At 69.3% G+C, this 25155-nt stretch carries 18 protein-coding genes; 9 read left to right on the top strand and 9 right to left on the bottom strand.

Going from position 1 to position 25155, the window contains the following annotated elements; translation table 11 throughout:
* Positions 1-296: 296 nt before the first annotated feature.
* The 4 genes from ASC87_RS14330 to ASC87_RS14315 all read right to left on the bottom strand — a co-directional run bounded on the left by ASC87_RS14330 (position 297) and on the right by ASC87_RS14315 (position 4218).
* Positions 297-2174 carry an ATP-binding protein gene (locus ASC87_RS14330; protein WP_082568631.1) on the bottom strand — a complete coding sequence of 626 codons (1878 nt, stop codon included), beginning with the start codon at positions 2172-2174 and terminating at the stop codon, positions 297-299.
* On the bottom strand, positions 2174-2899 hold the full coding sequence (locus ASC87_RS14325) for a response regulator transcription factor (protein WP_056662903.1): 726 nt from the start codon (positions 2897-2899) through the stop codon (positions 2174-2176). Before ASC87_RS14325 ends, ASC87_RS14330 begins: the two co-directional genes overlap by 1 nt.
* A gap of 249 nt (positions 2900-3148) precedes the next feature.
* Positions 3149-3601, bottom strand: a complete 453-nt coding sequence (locus ASC87_RS14320; protein WP_056662900.1) for a MaoC family dehydratase — start codon at positions 3599-3601, stop codon at positions 3149-3151.
* Positions 3598-4218, bottom strand: a complete 621-nt coding sequence (locus ASC87_RS14315) for a ParA family protein (protein WP_056662897.1) — start codon at positions 4216-4218, stop codon at positions 3598-3600. The genes ASC87_RS14320 and ASC87_RS14315 overlap by 4 nt, the downstream gene beginning before the upstream one ends.
* A 92-nt stretch (positions 4219-4310) precedes the next feature.
* Between ASC87_RS14315 and ASC87_RS14310 the strand changes: the two genes are divergently transcribed.
* From ASC87_RS14310 to ASC87_RS14295, 4 genes are all read left to right on the top strand, one after another.
* Positions 4311-4931: an NAD(P)H-dependent oxidoreductase gene (locus ASC87_RS14310; protein WP_056662894.1), complete on the top strand. Its 621-nt coding sequence runs from the start codon at positions 4311-4313 to the stop codon at positions 4929-4931.
* 2 nt (positions 4932-4933) lie between these two features.
* A complete protein-coding gene (gene kefC, locus ASC87_RS14305) occupies positions 4934-6799 on the top strand; it encodes a glutathione-regulated potassium-efflux system protein KefC (RefSeq protein WP_056662891.1) in 1866 nt (621 codons plus the stop codon).
* 87 nt (positions 6800-6886) lie between these two features.
* Entirely contained in the window at positions 6887-7321 is a 435-nt protein-coding gene (locus ASC87_RS14300) for a DUF1841 family protein (protein ID WP_056662916.1), read from the top strand.
* Positions 7322-8566, top strand: a complete 1245-nt coding sequence (locus ASC87_RS14295; RefSeq protein WP_056662888.1) for a DEAD/DEAH box helicase — start codon at positions 7322-7324, stop codon at positions 8564-8566. It begins immediately after the preceding gene.
* Positions 8567-8582: 16 nt separating this feature from the next.
* On the opposite strand, the gene ASC87_RS14290 is transcribed toward ASC87_RS14295, so the two are convergent.
* Complete coding sequence (locus tag ASC87_RS14290) at positions 8583-9215, bottom strand: 3'-5' exonuclease (protein WP_056662886.1); 633 nt, start codon at positions 9213-9215, stop codon at positions 8583-8585.
* Between the two features lie 130 nt (positions 9216-9345).
* On the opposite strand from ASC87_RS14290, the gene ASC87_RS14285 reads away from it, so the two are divergent.
* Positions 9346-12354 carry an L-glutamate gamma-semialdehyde dehydrogenase gene (locus ASC87_RS14285; RefSeq protein WP_056662882.1) on the top strand — a complete coding sequence of 1003 codons (3009 nt, stop codon included), beginning with the start codon at positions 9346-9348 and terminating at the stop codon, positions 12352-12354.
* A 40-nt stretch (positions 12355-12394) separates the two neighbouring features.
* On the opposite strand, the gene ASC87_RS14280 is transcribed toward ASC87_RS14285, so the two are convergent.
* The 4 genes from ASC87_RS14280 to ASC87_RS14265 all read right to left on the bottom strand — a co-directional run bounded on the left by ASC87_RS14280 (position 12395) and on the right by ASC87_RS14265 (position 16676).
* Entirely contained in the window at positions 12395-12892 is a 498-nt protein-coding gene (locus tag ASC87_RS14280; RefSeq protein ID WP_056662879.1) for a hypothetical protein, read from the bottom strand.
* A 107-nt stretch (positions 12893-12999) separates the two neighbouring features.
* On the bottom strand, positions 13000-14568 hold the full coding sequence (locus tag ASC87_RS14275) for an ABC transporter substrate-binding protein (protein WP_056662876.1): 1569 nt from the start codon (positions 14566-14568) through the stop codon (positions 13000-13002).
* A 92-nt stretch (positions 14569-14660) separates the two neighbouring features.
* Positions 14661-15887 carry an HD-GYP domain-containing protein gene (locus ASC87_RS14270; RefSeq protein WP_056662874.1) on the bottom strand — a complete coding sequence of 409 codons (1227 nt, stop codon included), beginning with the start codon at positions 15885-15887 and terminating at the stop codon, positions 14661-14663.
* A 126-nt stretch (positions 15888-16013) separates the two neighbouring features.
* Positions 16014-16676, bottom strand: a complete 663-nt coding sequence (locus ASC87_RS14265; protein WP_056662871.1) for a cytochrome c — start codon at positions 16674-16676, stop codon at positions 16014-16016.
* Between the two features lie 81 nt (positions 16677-16757).
* Between ASC87_RS14265 and ASC87_RS14260 the strand changes: the two genes are divergently transcribed.
* The 4 genes from ASC87_RS14260 to ASC87_RS14245 all read left to right on the top strand — a co-directional run bounded on the left by ASC87_RS14260 (position 16758) and on the right by ASC87_RS14245 (position 25081).
* Complete coding sequence (locus tag ASC87_RS14260; RefSeq protein ID WP_056662868.1) at positions 16758-17600, top strand: MoxR family ATPase; 843 nt, start codon at positions 16758-16760, stop codon at positions 17598-17600.
* A 190-nt stretch (positions 17601-17790) separates the two neighbouring features.
* Positions 17791-18975, top strand: a complete 1185-nt coding sequence (locus ASC87_RS14255) for a VWA domain-containing protein (protein WP_056662864.1) — start codon at positions 17791-17793, stop codon at positions 18973-18975.
* A complete protein-coding gene (locus ASC87_RS14250) occupies positions 18972-20834 on the top strand; it encodes an autotransporter assembly complex family protein (RefSeq protein WP_056662860.1) in 1863 nt (620 codons plus the stop codon). Before ASC87_RS14255 ends, ASC87_RS14250 begins: the two co-directional genes overlap by 4 nt.
* Positions 20834-25081, top strand: coding sequence for a translocation/assembly module TamB domain-containing protein (locus ASC87_RS14245; protein ID WP_056662857.1), 4248 nt, complete (start codon positions 20834-20836; stop codon positions 25079-25081). Before ASC87_RS14250 ends, ASC87_RS14245 begins: the two co-directional genes overlap by 1 nt.
* Positions 25082-25155: the final 74 nt, after the last annotated feature.

Genomic DNA, 25155 nt, shown 5'->3' with positions numbered 1-25155 from the left:
AGTTACCTTCGGCTTCGGGGCTGTGACTTACCCCGACGCGGACTTGCACCGCGCTGGTACGCGCCATCGTGGGCGCACTCACCCCGACGAAAGTCGGGGCCCACCGGCCCAATGGGTCCCGGCCTTCGCCGGAACGACAAGGTGATGTTGGGCGAGCGAGCGAAGCGAGCAACGCCCCGCACCGCGAACGCCAGGAAGGCGAGCGAAGCGACGCCGCAGATCAAGCTACCGCCGAGCCCGGGTCCCCCGGGCGACCGCGGGCGCCCCTCGGGGGCAGGAGCGAAGCGACTGGGGGGCTAACGTCTCACGCCGAGCTTGAAGCCAATCATGGCCCGAAGCTTGTTGGGCACCACCGGCTTCACCAGCAAGTGGAAATCATGCGCCTGCGCATCGGCCTCCAACCCGCTCATCGTGCTGCCCGTCACCATGATGGCGGGCACTTGCGGACCGAAACGCCCGCGCAGGGCCTGGATGGCATCGAGCCCGGTGCTGCCATGCTCCAGTCGGTAGTCCACCACCAGCAGGTCAGGCGCCTTCACGTCCGGTGCAGCAGCCGACGCCCAGTTGCGGCTGGCTTCCACCGTTTCGAACGTGGCCACGGTGGCACCCCACCCCTTGAGCAGCACCTCGAGGCCACCGCGCACGGCCGGTTCGTCTTCGACCACCACGATGAACTTCTGGTCGAGCGTGAGGCCCAACGGCGCCTTGCCGGCCACGCCGGACAGCGACTGCGTGCGCGGGGCCTTGCCCGGCGGCAGCGTCAGCGAGAACACGGTGCCCCGGCCCGGTTGCGAGCGCAGGTCCAGCGGCGCGTTGATCAGGTCGGACAGGCGCTTGACGATGGCCAGGCCGAGGCCGAGGCCCTTGCGCTGCTGCGGCGAGAGCACCTCGGTATGCGGCACCTGGTAGAACTCTTCGAAGATGCGCGTCTGCTCGCGTTCACGAATGCCCACGCCCGTGTCCCACACCTGCAGGATCATGCGGCCGCTGCGGCGGCGGCAGCTCACGAGGATGCTGCCGTCGTTGGTGTAGCGGATGGCGTTCGACACGAGGTTGCGCAGGATGCGCTCCACCAGCGTGGGGTCGGCGTACACGTTGTGACTCTCGCCACGGAAGCGCAACGCCAAGCCCTTCTCGAACGCGGTGGGCTCGAAGTGCAGGCGCAGCTTGCGGAAGATGTCGCCGATGTTGAAGTGCTCGGGTGTGACGTCCACGCCACCGGTGTCGATCTTGGTGATGTCGAGCAGTTCCGAGAACAGGCCCTCGAGCGCATCGACCGAGCCGTTGATGCTGGTCACGAGGCTCGTCACTTCCTCGTCGTGGCTGCGCTGGCGCAGCGCTTCGGCAAAGAGGCCCATCGCATGGAGTGGCTGGCGCAGGTCATGGCTGGCCGCGGCAAAGAACTGGGTCTTGGCGCGGTTGGCCACCTCCGCCTCCTGGCGGGCCTGGTCGGCCGCGGCCTTTTCGGCCCGCAGCTGCACGAGCAGCTGGTCGGCCCGCACCTTGATCTGCAGGAGCCCCTCGAAGTTCTTGCGGTACAGGCGGCTCAACGACACGGTGATGCCGAAGATGAACACCAGCACGCCGGCGAGGAACAGGTCCTCGAAGGTGCCGGGCCAGGCCACCTTCACCACCAGCGGCACGAGGGCCAGCACGCAGAACTCATAGAACGTGTGGTGCTGCGGCGAGAGGATCTGCATGGCGGCCATGCAGAAGCTGTAGATGGTGAGGATCAGGCCCACCTTCTCGGTGACCCCGCCGTACTTGTAGAAGAACCAGGCGGCCGCCCCCCACAGCACGCCAGCGGCCAGCGTGCTGTAGCGCCAACCCTGGTAGTACTTCAGCAGCCGCGACTGGTCGGTGGGGCGCTCGCGCCAGAACGACCGGTACATGAAGGTGCGGGCCAGGCCCAGCAGCACCAGCAGGCCCAGCCAGGTGAGCAGCCCCGCGTGGGGCACGTGCTCCCAGTACAGCACCGTCACCACGCCGGCCCCGGCGGCGGTGGCGGCCTGGGTGGTGGGAAGGTACGAATAGATGTTCTCGACCCGTTCGGCCGAGGCCTGGTCTTCGAGCAAGGTTTTCAGTGCCGAGGCGTTTTCAGCGGCGGCGGAAGCGGCCTCTGCCGGGGTGGGAGCCGCGAGGGGATTGCGTTCGGTGGGGGACGGTGCCGTCATCATCGGGAGGTGCTGCTGCGCCAAGTGGAGAATCCACCGTGCTTCTGGCTCATCTGGCTCACGGCCAGGACGGCCTGCGTGCGGGAACTGACTCCGAGCGCCCGCAGCACCGCGGCCACGTGGTCCTTCACGGTTTCGACCGAGAGGCCCAGCTCACGGGCGATCAGCTTGTTGGGGTTGCCCTGCAGCAGCAGCGCGAGCACGTCGGTCTGGCGCGGGGTGAGGCCCAGCGACGCCAGGCTGGGCTGCTGCTGGAATTCGCTGCCGGCCGCTTCGCGGCCCACGACGTTGAGGTCGTTGCGGCTGTCGAGCCGCGTGAAGCCGTTTTCGGCGCCGATGTTCATGGGCGGCACGTAGATGCCACCGGACATGACCATGTGCAGCGCCTCGAACAGCGTGTCGTTCGAGGCCCGCTTGGGCACGAAACCCATGGCGCCCTGGTCGATGGACCGGATCACGTCGCTGGCCCGGTCGGACGCGGACACCACCACCACCGGCAGCGCCGGGTAGGCGGCGCGGAACTCGACCAGCAGGTCGAACCCGTCGGCGTCGCCCAGTTGCAGGTCGAGGAGCACCAGGTCGAAGTCGCTGTCGGCCTGCAGCGTCTCGCGCGCGGCGCGCGCGCTGCCAACGCCAACCACGGTGACGTGGTCACCGAGACCTTGGATCACGGTCTGCAGGGCGGACAGGATCAGGGGGTGGTCATCAACCAGCAGCACTTTCATTCTTCATCTCCAGGCGGATCGATGCCACGATCTCGGATCGTACGATGAAGAACCCCCCTCCCGCGCCCCTCTTAAGGGGGCCCCAGGGAAAAGAGGGCGAGCGACGCGCAGCGAGCAATGCCCCGAGTCGCGAACGCCAGGAGAGCGAGCGCAGCGAAGCGACCGATCAAGCTACACGCGAGCCCGGGTCCCCCGGGTGACCCGTGGCGCCCCCTTCCCGGGGGGCAGGAGCGAAGCGACGCGGGGGCCCTACCAATATCGGCGGGACAGCGATTCGGCCACGCACACCGGCTTGATGCCGTTCTCGCGTTCCATCGTGGCCTCGATCGTGAGCTGGGCGCCACCTTCCAGGGGCTCGTACGACAGCAGCTTGAAGCGGCCGCGCACGCGGCTGTCGACGGGCACCGGCGCCGGAAAGCGCACTTTGTTCAGGCCGTAGTTCACGCCCATCTTGGTGTCGAGCACCTTGAACGCGTTGGCGGTCAACTCGGGCAGCAGGCTCAGCGTCAGGAAACCGTGGGCGATGGTGGTGCCGAACGGGCCGTTGGACGCGCGCTCGGCGTCGAGGTGGATCCACTGGTGGTCGCCGGAGGCCTGGGCGAACAGGTTGATGCGCTCCTGGTCGATGACGATCCACTCGCTGACACCCAGCTCCTGGCCTACCAGGGATTCCAAATCGGTGATCTTGTCGAAGGTCTTCATTCGGTCTCGATCCAATCGGTGAGGGATACCCATTGTTCTACATCCCGCTGCACCCTGCCAGGTGCCACGTCCCACAACGTGAGGCCGCGGGCGGCGAGGTGCACGTAGTTCTGGGTGTCGCGGAGGAAAGCCACCAGCGGCACGTCGAGGGTTTCGAGGAACTTGTGCAGCTGGTCGGCCGAGATGGTGCCCTCGCGGGTGCGGTTGCCGATGAGGCCGATCTTGACCTTGCCACCCCGGCGGTGGGCTTGCAGCTCGCGCACGAACGCGTGGGTGGCGTGGATGTCGAAGAGGCTCGGCTGCAGCGGCACGAGCACCTTGTCGGCGAGTTTCATCACGGCGTCAAGCCGCTTGCCGTGCAGGCCGGCCGGCGTGTCGAGCACCACGTGGGTGGTGCCCTTGGGCGGGCGCACGACGTCGTCCTGGTCGACGTCCCAGCCCTGGATGGCAGGCAGGTTCGGGGGCCGCAACGACAGCCACGTGCGGGTGGACTGCTGGCGGTCCACGTCGCCGAGCATGACGGGATGCCCCGCCGCGGCGAACCAGCCTGCGAGGTTGGTCGACAGCGTGCTTTTTCCCACGCCACCTTTCGGATTGGCCACCACGATCACGGGCATGCGACGCTCCTGCAGGCTGGGCCTGTTTGCGGTTGGGTTATGTTAGCGGGCCCACGCCCCCGATTGCCGCAGATTCATCGAGAGTTGTACCAATGCCCGCAGACATCCTGGTCCTGACCGCCCACCCGCACCTCGAACACTCGAGGGTGAACCGGGCGCTGATGGCCGCCGCCACCGCCGTGGACCGCACCGAGGTGCGCGACCTGTACGCGCTCTACCCCGACTACCTGATCGACGTCGCGGCCGAACAACGGGCGCTTGCCCAGGCCCGGCTCGTGGTCTGGCAGCACCCGATCCAGTGGTACCACATGCCGCCGCTGATGAAGCTGTGGGTCGACGAGGTGCTCGGCTTCGGCTGGGCCTACGGCCACGGCGGGCATGCGCTGCAGGGCAAGGACCTGTGGCTCGTGGCGTCCACCGGCGGCCCCGAAAGCTCCTACCGGCCCGCCGACTACAACCGGTACCACTTCGACGCCTTCCTGCCGCCCTACGAGCAAACGGCCGTGCTGTGTGGCATGCGTTTCCTGCCGCCCCTGGTGCTGCACGGCGCCCACCGGGTCACCACCGCCGAACTCGACGCGCACGCCGGGGTCCTGACCGATCGCCTCCGCACCTACCCCGACTGGCCCGAGATCGAGGACCTCGCCGACTGCGTCGCCTGCGAAGTGCCCGACAACGCCCGGCCGAGCCTGGCATTGCAGGAAGGTGCATGACGATGGAACACAGCAACTGGCTGTCGGGCACGCTCGTCTACCTGAGCGCGGCGGTGCTGGCGGTGCCCGTCGCCAGGAAACTCGGGTTGGGGTCGATCATCGGGTACCTCGTGGCCGGCATCGCCATCGGCCCGTGGGGGCTGCGTCTCGTGACCGACCCGCAGGACATGCTCCACTTCGCCGAGTTCGGCGTGGTGCTGATGCTGTTCCTGGTGGGCCTCGAACTGGAACCGCGCCGGCTGTGGGCCCTGCGCAAGCCCATCTTCGGCTGGGGCACGGCGCAGCTGGCCGGTTCAGCGGCGCTGATCGTGGCCATCGCACTGGCGTTCGGCGTGCCATGGCAGCTGTCGCTCGTGGTCTCGCTGGGCCTGGCGCTGTCATCCACCGCGATCGGCCTCGGGGTGCTGAACGAACGCAACCTGATGTCCACGTCTGGCGGGCAGAGCCTGCTGAGCGTGGCGCTGTTGCAGGACATCGCGGCCATTCCCATCCTCGCGCTGGTGCCGCTGCTGGCGGTGACGGCTGCCGACGCCCCGCACGACGGCAACGGCTGGCTCGCCGCCGGCAAGGCCCTCGGCATGATCTTCGCCATCGTGCTGGGCGGCCGGCTGCTGCTGCGCCCGGCACTCCGCTGGATCGCCCGCAGCGCCACGCCGGAGATCTTCACGGCCGCCGCACTGCTGCTGGTGGTGGCCACCGCCTCGCTGATGCAGGCCGTGGGCCTGTCGATGGCGCTTGGCGCCTTCCTCGCCGGTGTGCTGCTCGCGGAAAGCGAGTACCGGCGTGAACTCGAGACCGACATCGAACCCTTCAAGGGCCTGTTGCTCGGGCTCTTTTTCATCGCCGTGGGCATGAGCGTGGACTTCGCCGTGGTGATCGCCCGACCCGGCCTGATCGCGGCCATCGTGGTGGGGTTCCTGCTCGCCAAGGCCCTGGTGCTGTGGGGCATGGCGCGCACCATGCCACTGCCCGCCCCGGAGCGTCCCGTGTTCATCATCCTGCTGGCCCAGGGCGGCGAGTTCGGTTTCGTGGTGTTCCAGTCCGCGCAGCAAGCCGGGGTGATCGACGCGCCCACCTCGTCGCTGCTCGTGGCGGCCGTGGCCGTGTCGATGCTGCTCACGCCGCTGATGCTGGTGGCCGCCGACCGCTGGTGGATCCCCCGCCTGACACGCGCCACGCGCAACACGTTGCCGGAGCTGAACGAGCCCCAGGATGCGCCGGTGATCATCGCGGGCTTCGGCCGGTACGGCCAGGTGGTGGGCCGGATGCTGAACGCCAACGGCATCGACGTCACCGTGCTGGAACACGATGCCGACCAGGTGGAAACGCTGCGCCGCTTCGGCATGAAGGCGTTCTACGGCGACGCCACCCGGCTCGACCTGCTGCGCACCGCCGGGGCCGACAAGGCGCGCATCATCGTGCTCGCCATCGACGACGTGGAGCAGAGCCTGAAGGCCGCGGACGTGGTGCGCCAGAACTTCCCGCAATTGACCGTGGTGGCCCGCGCCCGCAACGTGACGCACTACTACGGCCTGCGACAGCGGGGCGTGACCCTCATCGAACGGGAAACCCTCGACTCCGCGCTGATGAGCGCCCGCTCAGTGCTGGAACTCATGGGCTTCGAGCGCCACCAGGCCCGCAACCTCGCCTTGCGCTTTCGCCGCCACACCATCGACCTGCTGGAGGAAATGACCCCGCACCAGGGCGACCAGAACAAGCTGATCGCCGTCGCGAAAAAGGGGCGCCAGCAGCTGGAGCAGCAGTGGGCCAAGGAACGCGCCGAGGCCGGCGCCCGGCACAAGCGGGCCGGCTGGCACACCGACAGCCAGCACCCGGAGCCAGTGACGGGCGAGAGCGCGCGAGACTGAGGAGGAGGCAATTCGCACGATCGTTCACGCAGGACTTTCCTTGGGGACCACAGCCTCACGTCCGTGACAGGCGACAATCGCGGGATCATGTTTGCCCCCTCCCAGCACGACGTGCGCCGCTTTTTCTGCGACGCCTACCGCAAGCACCGCGACGGCAGCCCCGTCACCCCCCTCGAGGCGCTGGCCGCCGACTGGATCGCGGATCACCCCGAATACCACCCCGACTTCGCCGACGCGGACGCGGCGGTGGCCGCCGTCTACGACCCCGACCAGGGCCGCGAGAACCCGTTCCTGCACCTGTCCATGCACCTGTCCATCAGCGAGCAGGTCAGCATCGACCAGCCGCGTGGCATCAAGCAGGCGTACGAACTGCTGGCCGCGCGCCGCGGGTCGCCGCACGAGGCCCAGCACGAGGTGATGGAGTGCCTCGGCCAGATGATGTGGGAATCCCAGCGCAGCGGCATGCCGCCCGACGGCGACCAGTACATCGCCTGCGTGCGCCGCCGGGCCACGCGCGACTGAATGACCGCTCCCCTCACCTTCGCCGCCCTCGGGCTGGCCCCCGCGCTCACCGACGCCGCCGCCGCCCGCGGCTACACCGACCCCACGCCCGTGCAGGCCGCGGCCATTCCCGCGGTTTTGCGCGGGCGCGACGTGCGCGCCGCAGCCCGCACCGGCTCGGGCAAGACCGCGGCGTTCGTGCTGCCGCTGCTGCAGCGGCTGGCCGCCACGCCACGCACCACCACCCGCCATGCCACCGTGCTCGTGCTTGTGCCCACGCGCGAACTGGCCGCGCAGGTGGCCGACGTGGTGCGAGACCTCGCCCCCGTGCTGGCCCAGCCGCCGAAGGTGGCCTGCCTCTTCGGCGGGGTGTCGATCAACCCGCAGATGATGGGCTTGCGCGGTGGCGCCGACGTGGTGGTGGCCACGCCCGGCCGCCTGCTCGACCTGGTGGACCACAACGCGCTGTCGCTCGCCCAGGTGGCCGCGCTGGTGCTCGACGAGGCCGACCGCCTGCTCGACGCCGGGTTCGCCGACGAGCTGGGCCGCGTGCTGGCCCTGCTGCCGCCGGAACGGCAGAACCTGCTGTTCTCGGCCACGTTCCCGCCCGCGGTGCTCGCGCTGGCCGACTCGCTGCTGCACGACCCGGTGCACATCGACGCCCCCGACGAACCCGAGGCCGTGCCGGCCATCCAGCAGCGTGCCATCGAGGTGGATGCCGCACGGCGCACCCAGCTGCTCGCCCACCTGGTGCGCGACGGCGGCTGGAACCGCGTGCTCGTGTTCGTGGCCACGCAATACGCCAGCGAACACGTCGCCGAGAAGCTGCGCCGCCAGGACATCCGCGCCGCCGCGTTCAACGGCGACCTGAGCCAGGGCGCCCGCACGCGCCTGCTGGCCGACTTCAAGGCCGGCCACGGCCAGGTGGTGGTGGCCACCGACATCGCGTCGCGCGGCCTGCACATCGACGACCTGCCGGTGGTGGTGAACTTCGACCTGCCCCGTTCGGCGGCCGACCACGTGCACCGCATCGGCCGCACCGGGCGGGCCGGTGCCGAGGGCCTGGCCATCAGCTTCGTGAGCGCCGGCACCGAGGCCCACTTTCGCCTCATCGAGAAGCGCCAGGGGTTCCGCGTGCCGCGCGAGCAGGTGGCGGGGTTCGAGCCCACCGAGGTGGCCACCGAGGCGCAGGCCACCGGCGGCGTGAAGGGCAAGCGCAAGAGCAAGAAGGACAAGCTGCGCGAGGCCGCATCACGCGGCGAGTGATCAGCGGCTCAGCCTCTCAGCCGCGCCGGGCCACCCAGCTCCGCAGTTCGTCGGCGGACAGCGCCAGCGCCTCGAGCACCTTGAGCGCCGCGAACGCGTCGTTGGCGGCGTAGCGCAGCTGCCGGTCTTCCAGCTCGGCCACGGACCAGTTGGACGTGGTGACCCGCTTCGACTTCGTGAAACAACGCCCGGCGGCCACCGCCATGGCACCGCGCACGCCGATCGTGCGCGGGTAGCCGCGCTGGCGGAACACGATGTCGAGGTCCAGCACCGGGCGCACCAGCACCCCGAGCCTCGCCTTCAGCTGCGTGTGATCGGACTGCAGGCCGAAGCCCACCTTCACGACGTCGTTGGATTCGAGCACCCGGCGCACGATGTCATGGCATTCGGGATGCCGGAGCTGGAACACCCAGGCCGACGACGGCGTGGCGAACTGCACCACGTCGGGCCCGCCCGACACCTCGCCGGCCGTGAAGGTGGGCTTCGATTCGGTGTCGAACCCGACGAAGGCGCACCGCCCCAGGTCGGACCATGCGGCGTCGAGGGCCTGTGGCGAACGGGGCACGTGGATGCGATCGAGCAGGAGGCCGTCGAACGGCGGCATCTCGGCGATGGTTTCCTTCGAGGGGGGCAGCTTGCGGGTGACCATGCGACCAGTCTACCGACAGTCTGGCCGGGTGCACCGGGAAGTGGCCCACGCACCCATCCATTCGCGGGAGGCGCGCACATCCGGCAGGCGGGTCTTACCATGGGCAGATCCACCGCTTCCGGTGAACGCCATGGATCACGCCGCCTTCCGCCTCGCACCCCGCCGCGTGCAGGACCGTCTGCCGAGCCCGTACCGCGACGAATCGGCGGTCCTGGCCGACCTGGTGTCCCGCCTGCCCGACAGCCTGTCGTGGCCCGACGCGGTGGCCACGGCCTGGCCCTGGGTGCAGGCCGTGCGCGAGAAGCCGGCGCCGTTCTGGGCCATGGAGTCGCTGCTGCGCGACTACCCCATCTCCCGCCCCGAGGGCCTCGCACTGATGCGCCTGGCCGAGGCGCTGCTGCGGGTGCCCGACGCGGCCACCGCCGTGGCCCTCACGGCCGACCAGCTGGGCAAGGCGGACTTCGGCGCGCCGGCATCCAGCGCGCACAAGGTGGTCTCGGGGCTGTCGTCGAGTGTCATCGCATTGTCGAAGCGGTTCCTGCCGGACGGCGAAGGCGGCACCGGTCTCTTCAAGCGGCTCGGGGCGCAGACGGTGGTGGCCGCCACCGTGCAGGCCATCCAGCTGATGGGCAAGCAGTTCGTGCTGGGCCGCCACATCGGCGAAGCCCTGCACGAAGCCGGCGCCGCGCGGCACGCCCACCCCGGGTTGCGCTACAGCTACGACATGCTCGGCGAAGGCGCCCGAACCGAAGCCGACGCGCGCCGCTACCTGGCGTCGTACGCCGACGCCATCGGCCACATCGCGGCGTCGGCACGCGGCGCGGGGCCCGAGGCGGCCGACGGCATCTCGATCAAGCTGAGCGCCCTCTTCTCCCGCTACGAGGACGCACACCGCGCCCAGGTGGGCGACACACTGCTGCCACGGGTGTGGACACTGGTCGAAGCCGCTGCCGCCGCCGACATCAACCTGACCATCGACGCCGAGGAATGCGACCGCCTGGAGCTGTCGCTCGACGCCTTCGAGGCCCTCGCGTCACGCGCGGCCGCCGAGTTCCCGCCATGGCGCGGCTTCGGCCTGGCGGTGCAGGCGTACCAGACACGCGCACGCCACGTGATCGACGAGGTGGCCTGCATCGCCCGTGCGAACGGCCAGCGGTTCATGGTGCGGCTCGTGAAGGGGGCGTACTGGGACGGCGAGATCAAGCGCGCCCAGGAACTGGGCCTGACCGCGTACCCGGTGTACACCCACAAGCACCACACCGACATCTCGTACCTCGCGTGCGCCGGTGCGCTGATCGGCCACGCCGACGTCCTCTACCCACAGTTCGCCACCCACAACGCCGGCACCATCGCCGCCATCCAGGCGATGGCCCGCGGCCGCAACGCCGCGTACGAGCTGCAGCGGCTGCACGGCATGGGAGAAGGCGTCTACCGCGAAGTGATGCACGATGCCGGCGTGCCGGTGCGGGTGTACGCGCCGGTGGGCGAACACCGCGACCTGCTGGCCTACCTCGTGCGCCGCCTGCTGGAGAACGGCGCCAATTCCTCGTTCGTGCACCAACTGACCAACGATGCGGTGCCCATCGACACCCTGCTCGCGTCGCCGCTGCACCCGTCGCCCGACAGCGGCCTGCCACTGCCCGTGGCCTTGTACGGCTGGGACGGCCACCGGGGCCGGCGCAACCCGGCCGGTGCGGACCTGGCCGTGGCGGCCGAACAAGACCGGTTCGAACACGCCGTGGCCAGCACGCGGGTGGAGCCGGTGGCATTGGCGGCGGTGGACCGTGTCGGCGACGCACTCGCCGCGCTGCACGCCGGCTTCCCGCGCTGGAACGCCACGCCGCTCGCCGGGCGCGCCGCCGTGCTGCGCCGCGCCGCCGATGCCCTCGAGATGCGCCTGCCCGAGTTTTGCGGCCTGCTGGTGCGAGAGGCCCACAAGACCCTCGGCGACTGCATCGCCGAAGTGCGCGAGGCCATCGACTTCTGCCGCTACTACGCCGACCAGGCCGAGACCACGCTGGCCAGCCGGGCCCTGCCCGGCCCCACCGGCGAAACCAACACGCTGCACCTGCATGGCCGCGGGGTGTTCGTCTGCATCAGCCCATGGAATTTCCCGCTCGCGATCTTCGCGGGCCAGGTGGTGGCCGCGCTGGTGGCCGGCAACACCGTGGCCGCCAAACCCGCGGAGCAGACCCCCGCGGTGGCGGCGCGCTTCGTGGCGTTGCTCCACGAGGCCGGCGTGCCCGCCGATGCGGTCGTGCTGCAGCACGGCCCGGGCCGCACGCTGGGCGCCGCGCTGGTGGCCCACCCGCTCACCGCCGGCGTGTGTTTCACCGGTTCCACCGCCGTCGCAAAGGGCATCAACCGGATACTCGCCGCGAAGGACGGCGCCATCGTGCCGCTGATCGCCGAGACCGGTGGCATCAACGCGATGGTGGTCGACAGCACCGCACTGCCGGAACAGGTGGTGGATGCGGTGGTGCAAAGCGCCTTCCGCAGCGCCGGCCAGCGCTGCTCCGCTCTGCGCCTGTTGTGTGTGCACGAGGGCATCGCCGACGCGGTCATCGCCATGATCGGTGGCGCGTTGCAGGAACTGTCCGTGGGCGACCCGGCGCTGCTGGCCACCGACGTGGGCCCCGTGATCGACACCGAGGCGCGCGACGGCATTGCCGCCCAGGTGCGCCACCTCGAAGCCCACGCCCGGCTCATCGCCCGGGCGCCGGCCCCGGCCGGCAACTTCGTCGCGCCGGTGGCGTTCGAGGTGGAGAAGGTCTCGGACCTGACTGGAGAGATCTTCGGCCCGGTGCTGCACGTGGTGCGCTGGTCGGGCGAGCCCGATGCCGTGCTGGCCGAGATCAACGCGCTCGGCTACGGGCTCACCCTCGGCCTGCAGACCCGCATCGACTCCCGCGCGCTGCGCCTGGCGTCGCTCGCCCGCATCGGCAACGTGTACGTGAACCGCAACATGATCGGCGCGGTGGTGGGCGTGCAGCCGTTCGGTGGCGAGGGGCTGTCAGGCACCGGCCCGAAGGCCGGTGGCCCGCACTACCTGTTCCGGTTCTGCGCGGAGCAGACCGTCACCATCAACACCGCCGCGGCCGGCGGCAACGCGGCGCTGCTGGCGGGCACCGCCGGATAGTCGCCCCGTGCCGCCCGGTGCGCAGCCGCGAGCTGCTCTGTCAGTTGGACGACGAGGCCGCCGGCGCTGCCTGCGACGGCGCGCGGTCCGTCTCGAGGATCACGTTCAGCGTGGAACCACCGAGCGCCGCGCAGTCCTGCGTCACCGGCTCCACCCACTTGACAGCGACGCCTCGTGCCACCGGGCGCACCATCCGCCAGGGGAAGAATCCGAAACGCTGCGAGCCGCTGTAGTTGATCACGGCATCGGCGCCGAGCCGCTTCGCGGTGGCCGCGAGCTTCGGAAGCATTTCCTTCACGCCCCCGTACGTTTGTTTGCCCGCCACCACGCGGCGAATCACCTTGTACTCGCGCCCGACCGGTGCACCGGCGAAGAAGCAGAAGTTCCCCAGCCCGTCCGCCGCCGCACCGGACACGGGCGCGTCGTCCAACTGTTCGACCGGGGCGTCAGACGCCTCGGCGCCCGCATCTTCCGCGGCGAGGGCACCGAAGCAGCAGAACGAGAGGGCAAGCGTGGAGAACAGGGCTTTGGTACGCATGAGGACACGATGGCAAATGAATGGGCCGCGGCGGGTGCGCCCGCCGCGGAAAGGCGCGAGCGTACCCTGTCTTCATGGACGCGCCAACGCAGCGCGCCCCGTGTCCATCATTTGGCCACCTTGACCCAGCTCCATTCCAGCCAGTTGTCCGCCCGGTGGACCACCGTGACATTCGATCGGGCGGCCCACGGGATCACCTGGCGGTGCAGCGGCAGGTGGAGCACCTGCTCGTTGTGGCGCTTGAGCAGCTCGCGGATCAGCTGCTCGCGCTTCTTCGGGTCCGGCTCGCGGCTCGACGCGGCGGCCAGTTCGTCGATCTTCTCGTCCTTCACGCCGCCGAAGTTCCATGAGCCGGTGGTGTCGCTGCGGCTGCGCAGGATGGGTGTGATGAGGGTTTCCGCATCGGTGATGGAGCCGCCCCAGCCCAGCAGGTACATCGACGTGTCCTGCTTCTGCAACTTCGGGAAGTAGAGGCTGCGTGGCATCGCATTGACCCGCACCTTCACGCCGAGGCGCGCCCACATCGCCGCCAGGGTCTGGCAGATCTCCTCGTCGTTGATGTAGCGGTTGTTCGGGCAGTCGAGCGTCACCTCGAAGCCGGCCGGGTAGCCCGCGTCGGCCAGCAGCTTCTTCGCGGCCTCCAGGTCATAGGGCAGCCGGCGCTCGATCTCGGGATCGTTGTAGGCGCCGAGCGGCGACGGCGTGATGCCGCCGGTGGGCAGCGACTGCCCGCGCATCAGGCGCGACTTGATGGCCTCGATGTCGATGGCCTGGTACAGCGCGCGGCGCACGCGCACGTCCTTGAACGGGTTCTTGGCCTTGACGCTGCCGTACAGCAATTGGTCGCGGGACTGGTCCATGCCGATGAACAGGAGGCGGTTTTCCGGGCCGTCGATGACCTTGACGCCGGACGTGGTGCGCAGGCGCTGCACGTCCTGCGGCACCGGGTCGAGCACGAAGTCGATCTCGCCGGAGATCAGCGCGGCGGTGCGGGTGGCATCGCTCGCGATGGGGGTGTACACCACCTCCTGCACGTTGCCTTCGAACGTGCCCCACCAGGCGGGGTTCCGCTTGTACGTGGTCTTCACGTCAGGCTGGCGCGACACCAGCATGAATGGCCCGGTGCCGTTCGCATGGAACGACGCATAGTTCTCGCTCTTGCCCTTGAAGTTCGCGGGCTCGGTGGCCTTGTTCTTCTCGGCCCAGGCGCGGTTCATGATGGGCAGCGTGGTCAGGTGCTGCTCGAACACCGGGTTCACCTGCGCCAGCTCGAACTCGACCGTGAGCGCGTCGATCTTCTTCGGGGTGCCGAGCGCCGCGGCGTACGCACCGATGTCCGACGTGCCCGCCTTCGCGCGCTGCAGCGAGAAGATCACGTCGTCGGCGGTGAACGGCGCACCATCGTGGAACTTCACGTTCGGGCGCAGCTTGACGCGCCAGCGGGTGGGCGCCACCTGCTTCCATTCGGTGGCCAGCACCGGCACCAGCTCGAGGGCCTTGCCCCGGTTCACGAGGGTCTCGTAGACCTGCCCGTTCATCTGGTTGGTCAGCGACTCGTTCTGCGAGTGCGGGTCCATGGTCTGCGGGTCGCCCTGGGACGACCAGCGCAGGGTCTGTGCCGAGGCCGATGCGGCCAGCGACACCACGAGGCTTCCCACGACAAACCAGCGGCGCATGTCCTGTCTCCGTGCAAAGGGCGGAGTTTAGGCGGCCGCCCCCGAGGAAGCATGGAAGGGATCCGCATGCCCCCACTCGGGGGCATGCCGGGCTATTTGCCGAGGCGCCGGAGCGCGTCGGGACCGGCCCACAACTCTTCGAGGTGCGCGAACTTCCACTGGGCGTTGGACTCGCGCGCGGCGATGCGGTCGTTGCACGACGGCTGTGCCAGGTCGACCAGTTCGGGCGGGATGTGCATCTGTGACCGGGTCGAGAAAAACACCTTGACCATGGGCGTCACCAGCGAACGCTCGTTCTGCGAGACAACCACGGCGAGCCGCCCGGAATGCATGCGAACCAGCGAACCGGTGGGGTAGATGCCCAGGCTTTTCACGAACGCCTGGAACACGGCGTCGTCGAAATGGCCGCCACGCCATTCGGCCATGTTGCGGATGGCCTCGGCAGGGTCCCAGCCGGCCTTGTACGGCCGGTTGGACGTGACGGCGTCGTACACGTCGCACACGGCACCCATGCGGGCCATCTTCGAGATCTGGTCGCCGCGCAGGCCCTTCGGGTAGCCGCTGCCGTCCATCTTCTCGTGGTGGTGCAGGCACACGTCGAGTGCGGCGGCCGGGGCGGTTCCCCCCTGGAGCAGTTCGAAACCACGCTCGGGGTGCGACTTGATGACGCGGAATTCCTCGTCCGTGAGCTTGCCGGGCTTGTTCAGCACGTCGAGCGGCATCAAGGCCTTGCCCATGTCGTGCAGCAGGCCCGCGATGCCCGCCACGCGGGTCTCCTGCTCGTCGGCGCCGAGCTGGCGGGCGAGCGACACCATCAGCGCGCACACCGCGACCGAATGCATGTACGTGTAGTCGTCGTGGGTCTTCAGCCGCGCGAGGCTGATCATCGCGCCCGGGTTGCGCCACACGGAACTGGCAATCTCGTCGACGAGCGGCAGGCACTCCTCGGCGTCGATGGCGCGCCCGAGGCGCACTTCCGAGAAGATGGCCGCCACGGCCTGCCTGGCCTTGCCGATCAGCACGCTGGCGCGCCGCACCTCTTCGTCGAACTCGGTCGCCCGCGGTGCCGGAGGGGCCGGTGGCGCGACAGGCGCCGCGGCCAGTCCTGCGGGGGGTGGCGGAGGCGCCACGGCCACGTCGAGGCCCTTGCCCGGGTCGATCCAGACGGCATCGACGCCGCTGGACTGGAGTTTCTGCAGGTCGGAGGTGTCGTCGATGACGAACTTGGTCTTCCAGAACGGATGGTCAAGCCATGCCCCGCACAGCGAGTGCACGTGCATGCCGAGCCGGACCTGGGATACGGGAATCTTCTTCAACATCTTGGATTCAGACACCAGGAAGGCGCTTGTCGCACCAGTGTGCCCCCGTCCGGCCGTCCGCATACGCGGCGCCCAAGAAAAAGGCCGCACTTCGTGCGGCCTTGCTCGAACGGGGCGGTGCCGGCTTCAGCGGAAGCGCGACTGCGGCTGCACCGTGAGGTCGGTCTTCAGCGAACCGAGGTAGTTGGCCAGGAGCTTCAACTCGGCATGCGTGAACCCCTGGATCTGGGCCTGCATGGTGGGGTTGGCACGGCCCACGTTGGGCTTGCCGGTGGTCTGGTAGGCCTTCAGCGCAACGTAGAGGTAGTCGGCGTGCTGGCCGGCGAGCTTCGGGTACTCACCGCTGATGGCGGTGTTGAAGTCGGCGCCATGACAGGTGACGCACTTGCCCTTGTCCAGCAGGGCGGTCACGTTGGCCGGCGCGGGCGGCACGGTCTTCTCGGCGCCCGCGACGCCCTGCTTCTCGTAGAAGGCGGCGAGGTCGGCGAGGTCCTGTTCGGTGAGCGATGCGGCGATGGCCTTCATCGTCGGGTGCTTGCGGTCGCCCTTCTGGTACTCGCCCAGCGCCGCCACGATGTACTTCGCGCCCTGCCCACCGATCATCGGGACCTTGTGCACTTCGGGGAAGCTGGCCTGGTAGCCCGGAATGCCGTGGCAGCCGATGCACATGGCCGCCTTCTTCTCGCCCGCGGCCGCACTCGGCGTGACCTGCTCGGCATGGGCCGCCGAGGCGGTTCCCATCAGGGCAGTGACCACCACGGGGAGGAATTTGGAGAACAGCTGGTTCATGGTTCTTCGGGCGAGTCTTCAGTCAACCAGCGATTATAGGGGCCCTTATACTGAGCCGACACCCTCAACCGACACGCCCGCATGAAGTTCAAAGGCACTGACAACTACGTCGCAACGGACGATCTGATGCTCGCGGTGAACGCGGCCGCCACGCTGAAGCGGCCGTTGCTCGTCAAGGGCGAGCCGGGCACGGGCAAGACGATGCTCGCGGAAGAGGTGTCGCAGGCGCTGAACCTGCCGTTGCTCCAATGGCACATCAAGTCCACCACGAAGGCCCAGCAAGGCCTCTACGAGTACGACGCGGTGAGTCGCCTGCGCGACAGCCAGCTCGGTGACGCGCGGGTCAAGGACATCCACAACTACATCGTCAAGGGGGTGCTGTGGCAGGCCTTCACGGCCGACCAGCCCGTCGCGCTGCTGATCGACGAGATCGACAAGGCCGACATCGAGTTCCCGAACGACCTGCTGCGTGAAATCGACCGCATGGAGTTCTACTGCTACGAAACGCGCGAGCTGATCCAGGCCAAGCACCGCCCGCTCGTGTTCATCACGTCGAACAACGAGAAGGAACTGCCCGACGCGTTCCTGCGCCGCTGCTTCTTCCATTACATCAAGTTCCCCGACGCCGACACGATGAAGTCGATCGTCGAAGTGCACTTTCCGGGGCTGAAGCAGGAACTGCTGACGTCCGCGCTGAAGCGGTTCTACGACGTGCGCAACCTGCCCGGCCTGAAGAAAAAGCCGTCCACGTCGGAGCTGATCGACTGGCTCAAGCTGCTCGTCGCCGAGGACATCCCCCTCGACGTGCTGCAATCGAAGGACGAGAAGGTCACCGTGCCGCCGCTCGTGGGCGCGCTGCTGAAGAACGAACAGGACGTCTCGCTGTTCGAGAAGCTCGTGTTCATGCAGAAGCACAACCGCTGAGGCGGCCCCGGGGGGCGATCGAGCCCCTCGTGCGCCCCGCACTGGTGCGCCCGGCCGGCCCATTTTGAGGGGATTTTCCGCAAGGGTGAAACCCGATTCGCGGCATCATGGAAACACGGGCGGCCGCCCCGCCCGCAGCAGACACCCTGGCGACGGCCCTGCTCCGCCCCATGCGGGAGAATCACCCACCATGCTGATCAATTTCTTCTTCACCCTGCGCGCCGCGAAGCTGAAGGTGTCCGTCAAGGAGTACCTGACGCTGCTCGAAGCGGTCAAGTCCGGCGTGATCGACGGCGACACGGGCCCCACCGTGGACGACTTCTACTACCTCGCCCGCACGTCGCTCGTGAAGGACGAAGCCCACTTCGACAAGTTCGACAAGGCCTTTGCCGCCTACTTCAAGGGCGTGGAACTGCTGGCCGACTTCACGAAGGACATCCCGCTCGAGTGGCTGAAGAAGAAGTTCGAGCTGGAACTGAGCCCCGAGGAACGCGCCCTCGTCGAGAAGATGGGCTGGGACGAGCTGATGGCGACGCTCAAGAAGCGCTTCGAGGAACAGAAGGAACGCCACGAGGGTGGCAACAAGATGATCGGCACCGGCGGCACGTCGCCGTTCGGGGCCTACGGCTACAACCCGCAGGGCATCCGCATCGGCCAGGACAAGAGCCGCAACAAGAGCGCCGTGAAGGTGTGGGACCAGCGCCAGTTCAAGGACTACGACGACAACCTCGAACTGGGCACCCGCAACATCAAGGTGGCGCTGCGCCGCCTGCGGCGGTTCGCCCGCGAAGGCGCAGCCGACGAACTGGACCTCGACGACACCATCCGCGCCACCGCGGCCAACGCCGGCTACCTCGACCTGAAGATGGTGCCCGAGCGGCACAACAAGGTGAAGGTGCTGCTGCTGATGGACGTGGGCGGCACGATGGACGAGCACATCCACCGCGTGGAAGAAGTGTTCAGCGCCGCGAAGGCCGAGTTCAAGCACCTCGAGTTCTACTACTTCCACAACTGCGTGTACGACTACATGTGGAAGAACAACCGCCGCCGCTACAGCGAGAAGTTCTCCACCTGGGACATCCTGCGCAAGTACAACAAGGACTACAAGCTCATCTTCGTCGGCGACGCCACGATGAGCCCGTACGAGATCCTGCAGCCCGGCGGCAGCGTCGAATACAACAACGAGGAAGCCGGGGCTGAATGGCTCCAGCGGCTCACCAACGCCTTTCCGAAGTACGCATGGATCAACCCGGAACCGGCCGGCGTCTGGGGCTACCGCCAGAGCATCACGATCGTCCAGCAGCTGATGAACCACCGCATGTTCCCCCTCACCCTGCAAGGCCTGGAAGGGGCCATGCGGCTGTTGAGCAAATGACGAACGTCCTTGGCGTGGCCCGTGGCCTGGCGGGCGCGTCGGTGTGCCTGAGCCTCTGTGCCTGCGGCTTGCTGCCGGCCCACACCCCGCCGCCGAACGACACGCCGCTGCCACCCGCGGCAGCGGCGTCGTCGCCCGCCGACGCCACGTACCGGCTCGAAGTGGACGCACCGCGAGAGCTGCGCACGCTGCTCGCCACCTACCTCGACCTGGCGCGGTTCCAGGGCGCGGCGCAGGCCGACAGCATCACGCCCGCCGAACTGAACCGGCTGGCCAACGCCGCGCCGGCCCAGGCGCGGTCGCTGCTGGAGACCGAAGGCTACTTTTCCGCCGACGTCACCGTCGAGCGGGCCACCGCCGACGACGGCGTGCCGCTGGTGCGCCTGCACGTGACCCCCGGGCCGCGCAGCACCGTCACGTCGCTCGACGTGCAGCCTGGGGCCGAACTGCAGCGCAAGATCGACGCCGGCGACAAAGACGCCATCGCGCTGCTGAAGCTCATCAACGAACGCTGGAGCCTGTCGCCCGGCGAGCCGTTCCGCCAGGTCGCGTGGAACACCGCCAAGAATGGCGCCCTGGCCACGATGCGCTCCGAGGGGTACCCCACCGCCACGTGGTCCACCACCCACGCCCAGGTGGATGCCCGCGCCCACACGGTCGCGCTGTCGGGGCAACTGGAAAGCGGGCCGCAGTTCCTGATCGGTGAACTGAACATCGAAGGGCTGCAACGCTACGACCGGACCGTGGTGAGCAACCTCGCCAACCTGCCACCCGGCACGCCGTACACGGAAAAGCGCCTGCTCGATTTCCAGGACCGGCTCTTCAAGCTCGGGTTCTTCGAAACCGTCTCGGTCGACATCGACCCCGACCCGGCCACCGCGGCGGCCACGCCGGTGCGCGTGCGGGTGCGCGAACAGACGCTGCAGCAGGCCACCACCGGCTTCGGCTACAGCGACACCACGCGCTTTCGCGTCACCCTCGAACACCGCCACCGCCGGCCGTTCGGCTGGAACGGGCAGGTCTACAACAAGGTGGAGCTCGGTGGCAACCTGCGGTCGTGGGAAGGTGAACTCATCTCGAACCCCGACCCCCGCGGCTACCGCAGGCTGCTCGCCACCAGCCTGAAACGCGAAGAGGCCGCCGGCGAAATCTCGCTGAACAGCCGCGTTCGCCTCGGCCGTTCGCTCGATTCGGAACGCATCGAGCGCCTCGTGTACGGCGAGTGGCTCACCAGCGAACTCCGGCGCGCCAACGGCGCGGAGGAAGACACGCGGGCGCTCTCGCTGAACTACAACTGGGTGTGGCGCGACCTCGACAGCATCGTGCTGCCCACGAAGGGGATGTCCTCGTCGCTGCAGACCGGCGCCGGGTATGCCCGGTCCAACTACGCGAACTCCGGCCCCTTCGCCCGGCTCTACTCCCGCAACACCTTCTACTGGCCCCTCGGCAAGAGCTGGTACTCCCAGGTGCGCATCGAAGCCGGCCAGGTGTTCGCGGACAACCAGGTGGGCATCCCGGACCCGCTGCTGTTCCGCGCGGGCGGTGACGAGTCGGTGCGGGGGTACCCGTACCGCACGCTCGGCCCCATCCGCGATGGTGCCGTCTCGAGCGGCCGCGTGCTGCTGACCGGCAGCGCGGAGATCGCCCACCCGTTCACGCAGCGGCTGCCGAGCCTGTGGTGGGCCGCGTTCGTCGATGCCGGCAATGCGGCCGACGACTGGGGCGCCCTCGAACCCGCCCTCGGCTACGGCCTCGGGCTGCGCTACCGCAGCCCGGTCGGGCCGCTGCGACTCGACCTCGCCTACGGCCAGGACCTCCGGAAGGTGCGGCTGCACCTGAGCGTGGGAATCGCGTTCTGATGGCAGCGGACGAATCGACCGTCGCCGCGGCACCGCCGCCGGACGCACCGCCGCCCGCGCGCCGGCGCCGCCGGCTCGGCCTGTGGATCGGCTTCACGACCATGGTGCTGACGCTGGTCGTCGTGGGCAGCGCGCTGTTCGGTTTGTTCTGGGCCGTGGGCAATGCCCGCGGCACGGCCTGGCTGCTCGCGAACCTGTCGCGCATCGGGGTGGGGGTGCAGGTCATCGACCCATCCGGGCCGCTGGTGGGTGACTTCAGCGCCAGGCAGGTGGTGGTCAGCGCCGGACGCACGAAGGTGGTGGTCGACGACCCGGTGTGGAAGGGCCTGTCCATCGCCTACACCCGCTACCCCGGCACCTGGGCGCGGGTGCGTGCGGCATCGCTCCACGCGAGCCGCGTGACCATCACCGTCCAGCCGAGCGGCAGCACCGACCCGCTCAAGCTGCCCAAACGCCTGCAACTGCCGGTCGAGATCGAGGTGCACGAGGTGGTGGCCGGTGAACTCTACGTGCCCGGCCTGGCCGATTACCCGCTGCGCGATGTGCACGGCGAGGTGCACATGGGCCTCGACGAAGGCCGCAGGCACCACTTCGACAACGTGAGCGTGCGCGCCGAGCCCCTCACCATCACGGGCCACGGCCACATCGACGCGGTGGGTGACCTGGCCCTCGACGTGGCCCTCGACGCGGTGCAGGCCGACCCGGCGGGTGCCACCCCCGGCCAGGCACTGCCCGCGTGGGCCAGTGCCCTGCGCAAGGACTGGCAGGGCCGGCTGCGCGCCAAGGGCCCGCTGGCCGGGTTCGCCACGGCGCTCGAGGTGCGCGGCAAGGGACAGTCGCTCGATGCCTCCGCGAAGATCGAGCCCGAGGTCCCCTGGCCGCTCACCCAACTCGACCTGAAGACCCAGGCGTTCGACGTGTCGGCCCTCGTGGCCCGCGGCCCCATGACGTCGTTGACCGGCAATGTGCGCATCGACCCGCTCGACCGCGCCCAGGGGGCCTCCGGCGGCCTGCGGTTCGAGGGCAACATCGTCAACGCCAAACCCGGCCCGTGGTCGGAGCGGCACGTTCCCGCCCGCAGCCTCAAGATCGACCTGCGCGGACGCACCCGTGCGGCGGGCCCGCTCGACCTGACCACCTTCGAGGCGCTGCTGTCCGACGGCCGGCGCGACGCCGGCGTGTTGCGCGGCACCGGCCACTGGGCCGCCGACCGCTTCTCGTTGAAGGCCGACCTGGAACAGGTGCGGCCCTCGGCGGTGGACGCCAGCCTGCCCGCAATGACGCTCACCGGCCCGGTGACCGCGTCGGGCACCTGGCCCACGGCCCCCGACGGCACCCGGGCCGCGTTGCCCACGTTCACGGCCGACACGCACCTCAGCGGCCGCCTGATCGACCTGGATCGCCCGGTGCAACTGCGCCTCGAGGCCGCGGGCAACGCCCAGCGCATCGACGTGAAAACGTTCGAAGCCGCCGCAGGGGGGGCCAAGGCCACCCTCGCCGGCAGCGCCGAACGGGGCACATCGGCCTGGCGTGTGCTCGCCAAGGCCGGCCTCGTGGACTTCGACCCGCGCCCCTGGTTCCCGGGCGCCCTCAACGCCGGCTGGCAGGCGGGCCCCCACCGCCTCAACGTCAAGGCCGAAACCGACCTCACCGTGCCCGATGTTCCCGCCGGGGACCGGGGGCGTGCCCCCGTGGCCCGCCTGGCCGGGCTGCGCGGCACCGCCAGTGCCGAAATCCCCGCGAGCGTGCTGGCCGGCGTGCCCCTGACGGGCACGCTCAACCTCCGCCGCGCCACGGCCGCCGACTTGCTGCAGGCGAATGCCCAACTCGACGTCGACGGCAACAGCGTGAAAGCGGAAGGCCAGCTGGCGCCCGACACCGTGGGTGTGCGGGACCGGTGGACACTCACTGCCGACGCCCCGGTGCTCGCGCGCCTCGCCCCGGTGCTCCGGCTCATCCCGGGCGCGGCCGAGTCCGGCCTGCTCGAGGCACTTGGCGGCACGGTCAAGGCCAGCACCGAGGTGAGCGGCCGCTGGCCCAACGTCATGACGTCTGGCCAGGTGCATGCCAGCGCCATTCACGCAGGCCCGCTGGCGGTGAACAAAGGCGACGTGCGCTGGAACATCGGCACCACCGCGGACGGCCCGCTCGAGGTCCAGGCCAACATCGACCAGGCCGGCTGGGGCACCCAGCAGCTCGGCGCCTCGCAGCTCACGCTGAAGGGCACCGCAGCCGCGCATGACTTCAACCTGCGCGCCGAACTCAAGGCCGCGCCCCCGGCCTGGACCGACGGCCTGCAGACGCGTGCGCAGCCGGCCGGCGTGCCCACCCGCACGCTGGTGACTGCCAACGCGCAAGGCAACCTCGCGGGCGGGGTGTTTGCGAGTGAACCCGGTGGCCCGGCCCCTCCGCCGCTGTCGTGGAAGGGCACCCTGCAGCAGCTCGACCTGCGCAGCAGCCAGGCCGGCGCCGCGCCGTGGCTCAACACACGCAACGTGGGCCTCGAAGTGCTGGCCGGCCCGTCGCCGCGGTTCGTGATGTCCGCGGGCCGCGCCGACATCTTCACGGCCGGGCTGCGCTGGGACCGCATCGAATGGCACCCCGAGCAGGGTGTGCGCACGCAGCAGCTCGACATGCAGGCCGAGCTGGAGCCCCTGGCGGTGGCGCCCCTCCTCGCCCGCGCACAGCCCGAGTTCGGCTGGGGCGGTGACCTGCGCATCGGTGGCAAGGTGGTGGTGCGCCAGACCGCCGATTTCAGTGCCGACATCGTGCTCGAACGGGTGAGCGGCGACCTGACGGTCACCGACGACAGCGGCACGCAGGCGCTCGGCCTGACCGACCTCGTGCTCGCGCTCAACGCCCAGGACGGGGTGTGGACCTTCACGCAGGGCCTGGCCGGCAAGCAGCTCGGCGTGGCGGCAGGTGCGTTCGTGGCGCGCACCTCGCCCCAGCGCGCGTGGCCCGACGCCGACGCCCCGCTGCAGGGGGTGTTCGAGGCGCAGGTCGAGAACCTGGGCACCTGGGGCGCCTGGGTGCCCACCGGCTGGCGGCTCGGAGGCCGCATGCGCACCACGGCGAGCCTGGGCGGCCGTTTCGGCGCGCCCGAGTACACCGGCCAGATGATCGGCAACGGCGTCGCCGTGCGCAACATCCTCGAGGGCGTGAACGTCACAGACGGGGAAGTCGACATCTCGCTGAAGGGCGACACGGCCCGCATCAACCGCTTGACCGCACGCGGCGGCGCGGGCACCGTCGGCCTCACCGGCGACGCCCAGTTCGGTGAGTCGCCGCGCGCGCACTTGCAGCTCACCGCCGAGAAATTCCAGCTGCTCGGCCGCATAGACCGCCGCATCGTGGTGTCGGGCCAGGGCGACGTGACCCTGGAACGCGACAACGTCAAGATCGCCGGCAAGTTCGGCGTGGACGAGGGCCTCATCGACTTCACGCGTTCAGACGCGCCGTCGCTCGGCAGCGACGTCACGGTGGCGAACCGCACGGCCGACGAACAGCCCCTCCCCCCGGTCACGCCGCAGCGGCACCGCAACGTGTCCATCGACCTGGCCATCGGCCTGGGCGAACACCTGCAACTGAAAGGCCGGGGCATCGACACCGGCCTGCAGGGAGAGCTGAAGATCACCACGCCGAACGGCCTGCCGGCGTTCACCGGCAGCATCCGCGCCGTGGGCGGCACCTACGCCGCGTACAGCCAGAAGCTGAGCATCGACCGGGGTGTGATCACGTTCAACGGCCCGGTCAACGACCCCCGCCTCGACATCGAGGCCACGCGGCCGAACCTCGACGTGCGCGTGGGGGTGGCCATCACCGGCACGGCGCTGAACGTGCGCGTGCGGCTGTTCTCGGACCCCGACATGTCCGACATCGACAAGCTGTCGTGGCTGATGCTGGGCCGTGCCAGCGACGGCCTGGGCAGCTCGGACACCGCCCTGCTCCAGCGCGCCGCGATGGCCCTGCTGGCCGGCGACAGCCCGGGCGTGACCGACCAGGTGCTGCAGACCATCGGCCTCGACGACCTCTCCGTGCGCCAGACCGAAGGCGATTCCCGCGACACCGTGGTCTCGCTCGGCAAGCAGCTGTCACGCCGCTGGTACGTGGGCTACGAGCGGGGCCTCAACGCCACCCAGGGCACGTGGCAGCTCATCTACCGCATCGCACGCCGCTTCACGCTGCGCGCGCAGTCGGGGCTGGACAACTCAATGGACTTGATCTGGACTTGGCGGTGGGATTGATGGGCTTGGGGGTGGATGCCCCCTGTTTGCTCGCTGCGGGTTGGCTTTTTCTCTGGCGAGGCCGCGCCGGGTCT

The sequence above is a fragment of the Rhizobacter sp. Root1221 genome (assembly GCF_001425785.1).
GTDB lineage: Bacteria > Pseudomonadota > Gammaproteobacteria > Burkholderiales > Burkholderiaceae_C > Rhizobacter.
This window is presented reverse-complemented; position numbering and strand designations above follow the sequence as displayed.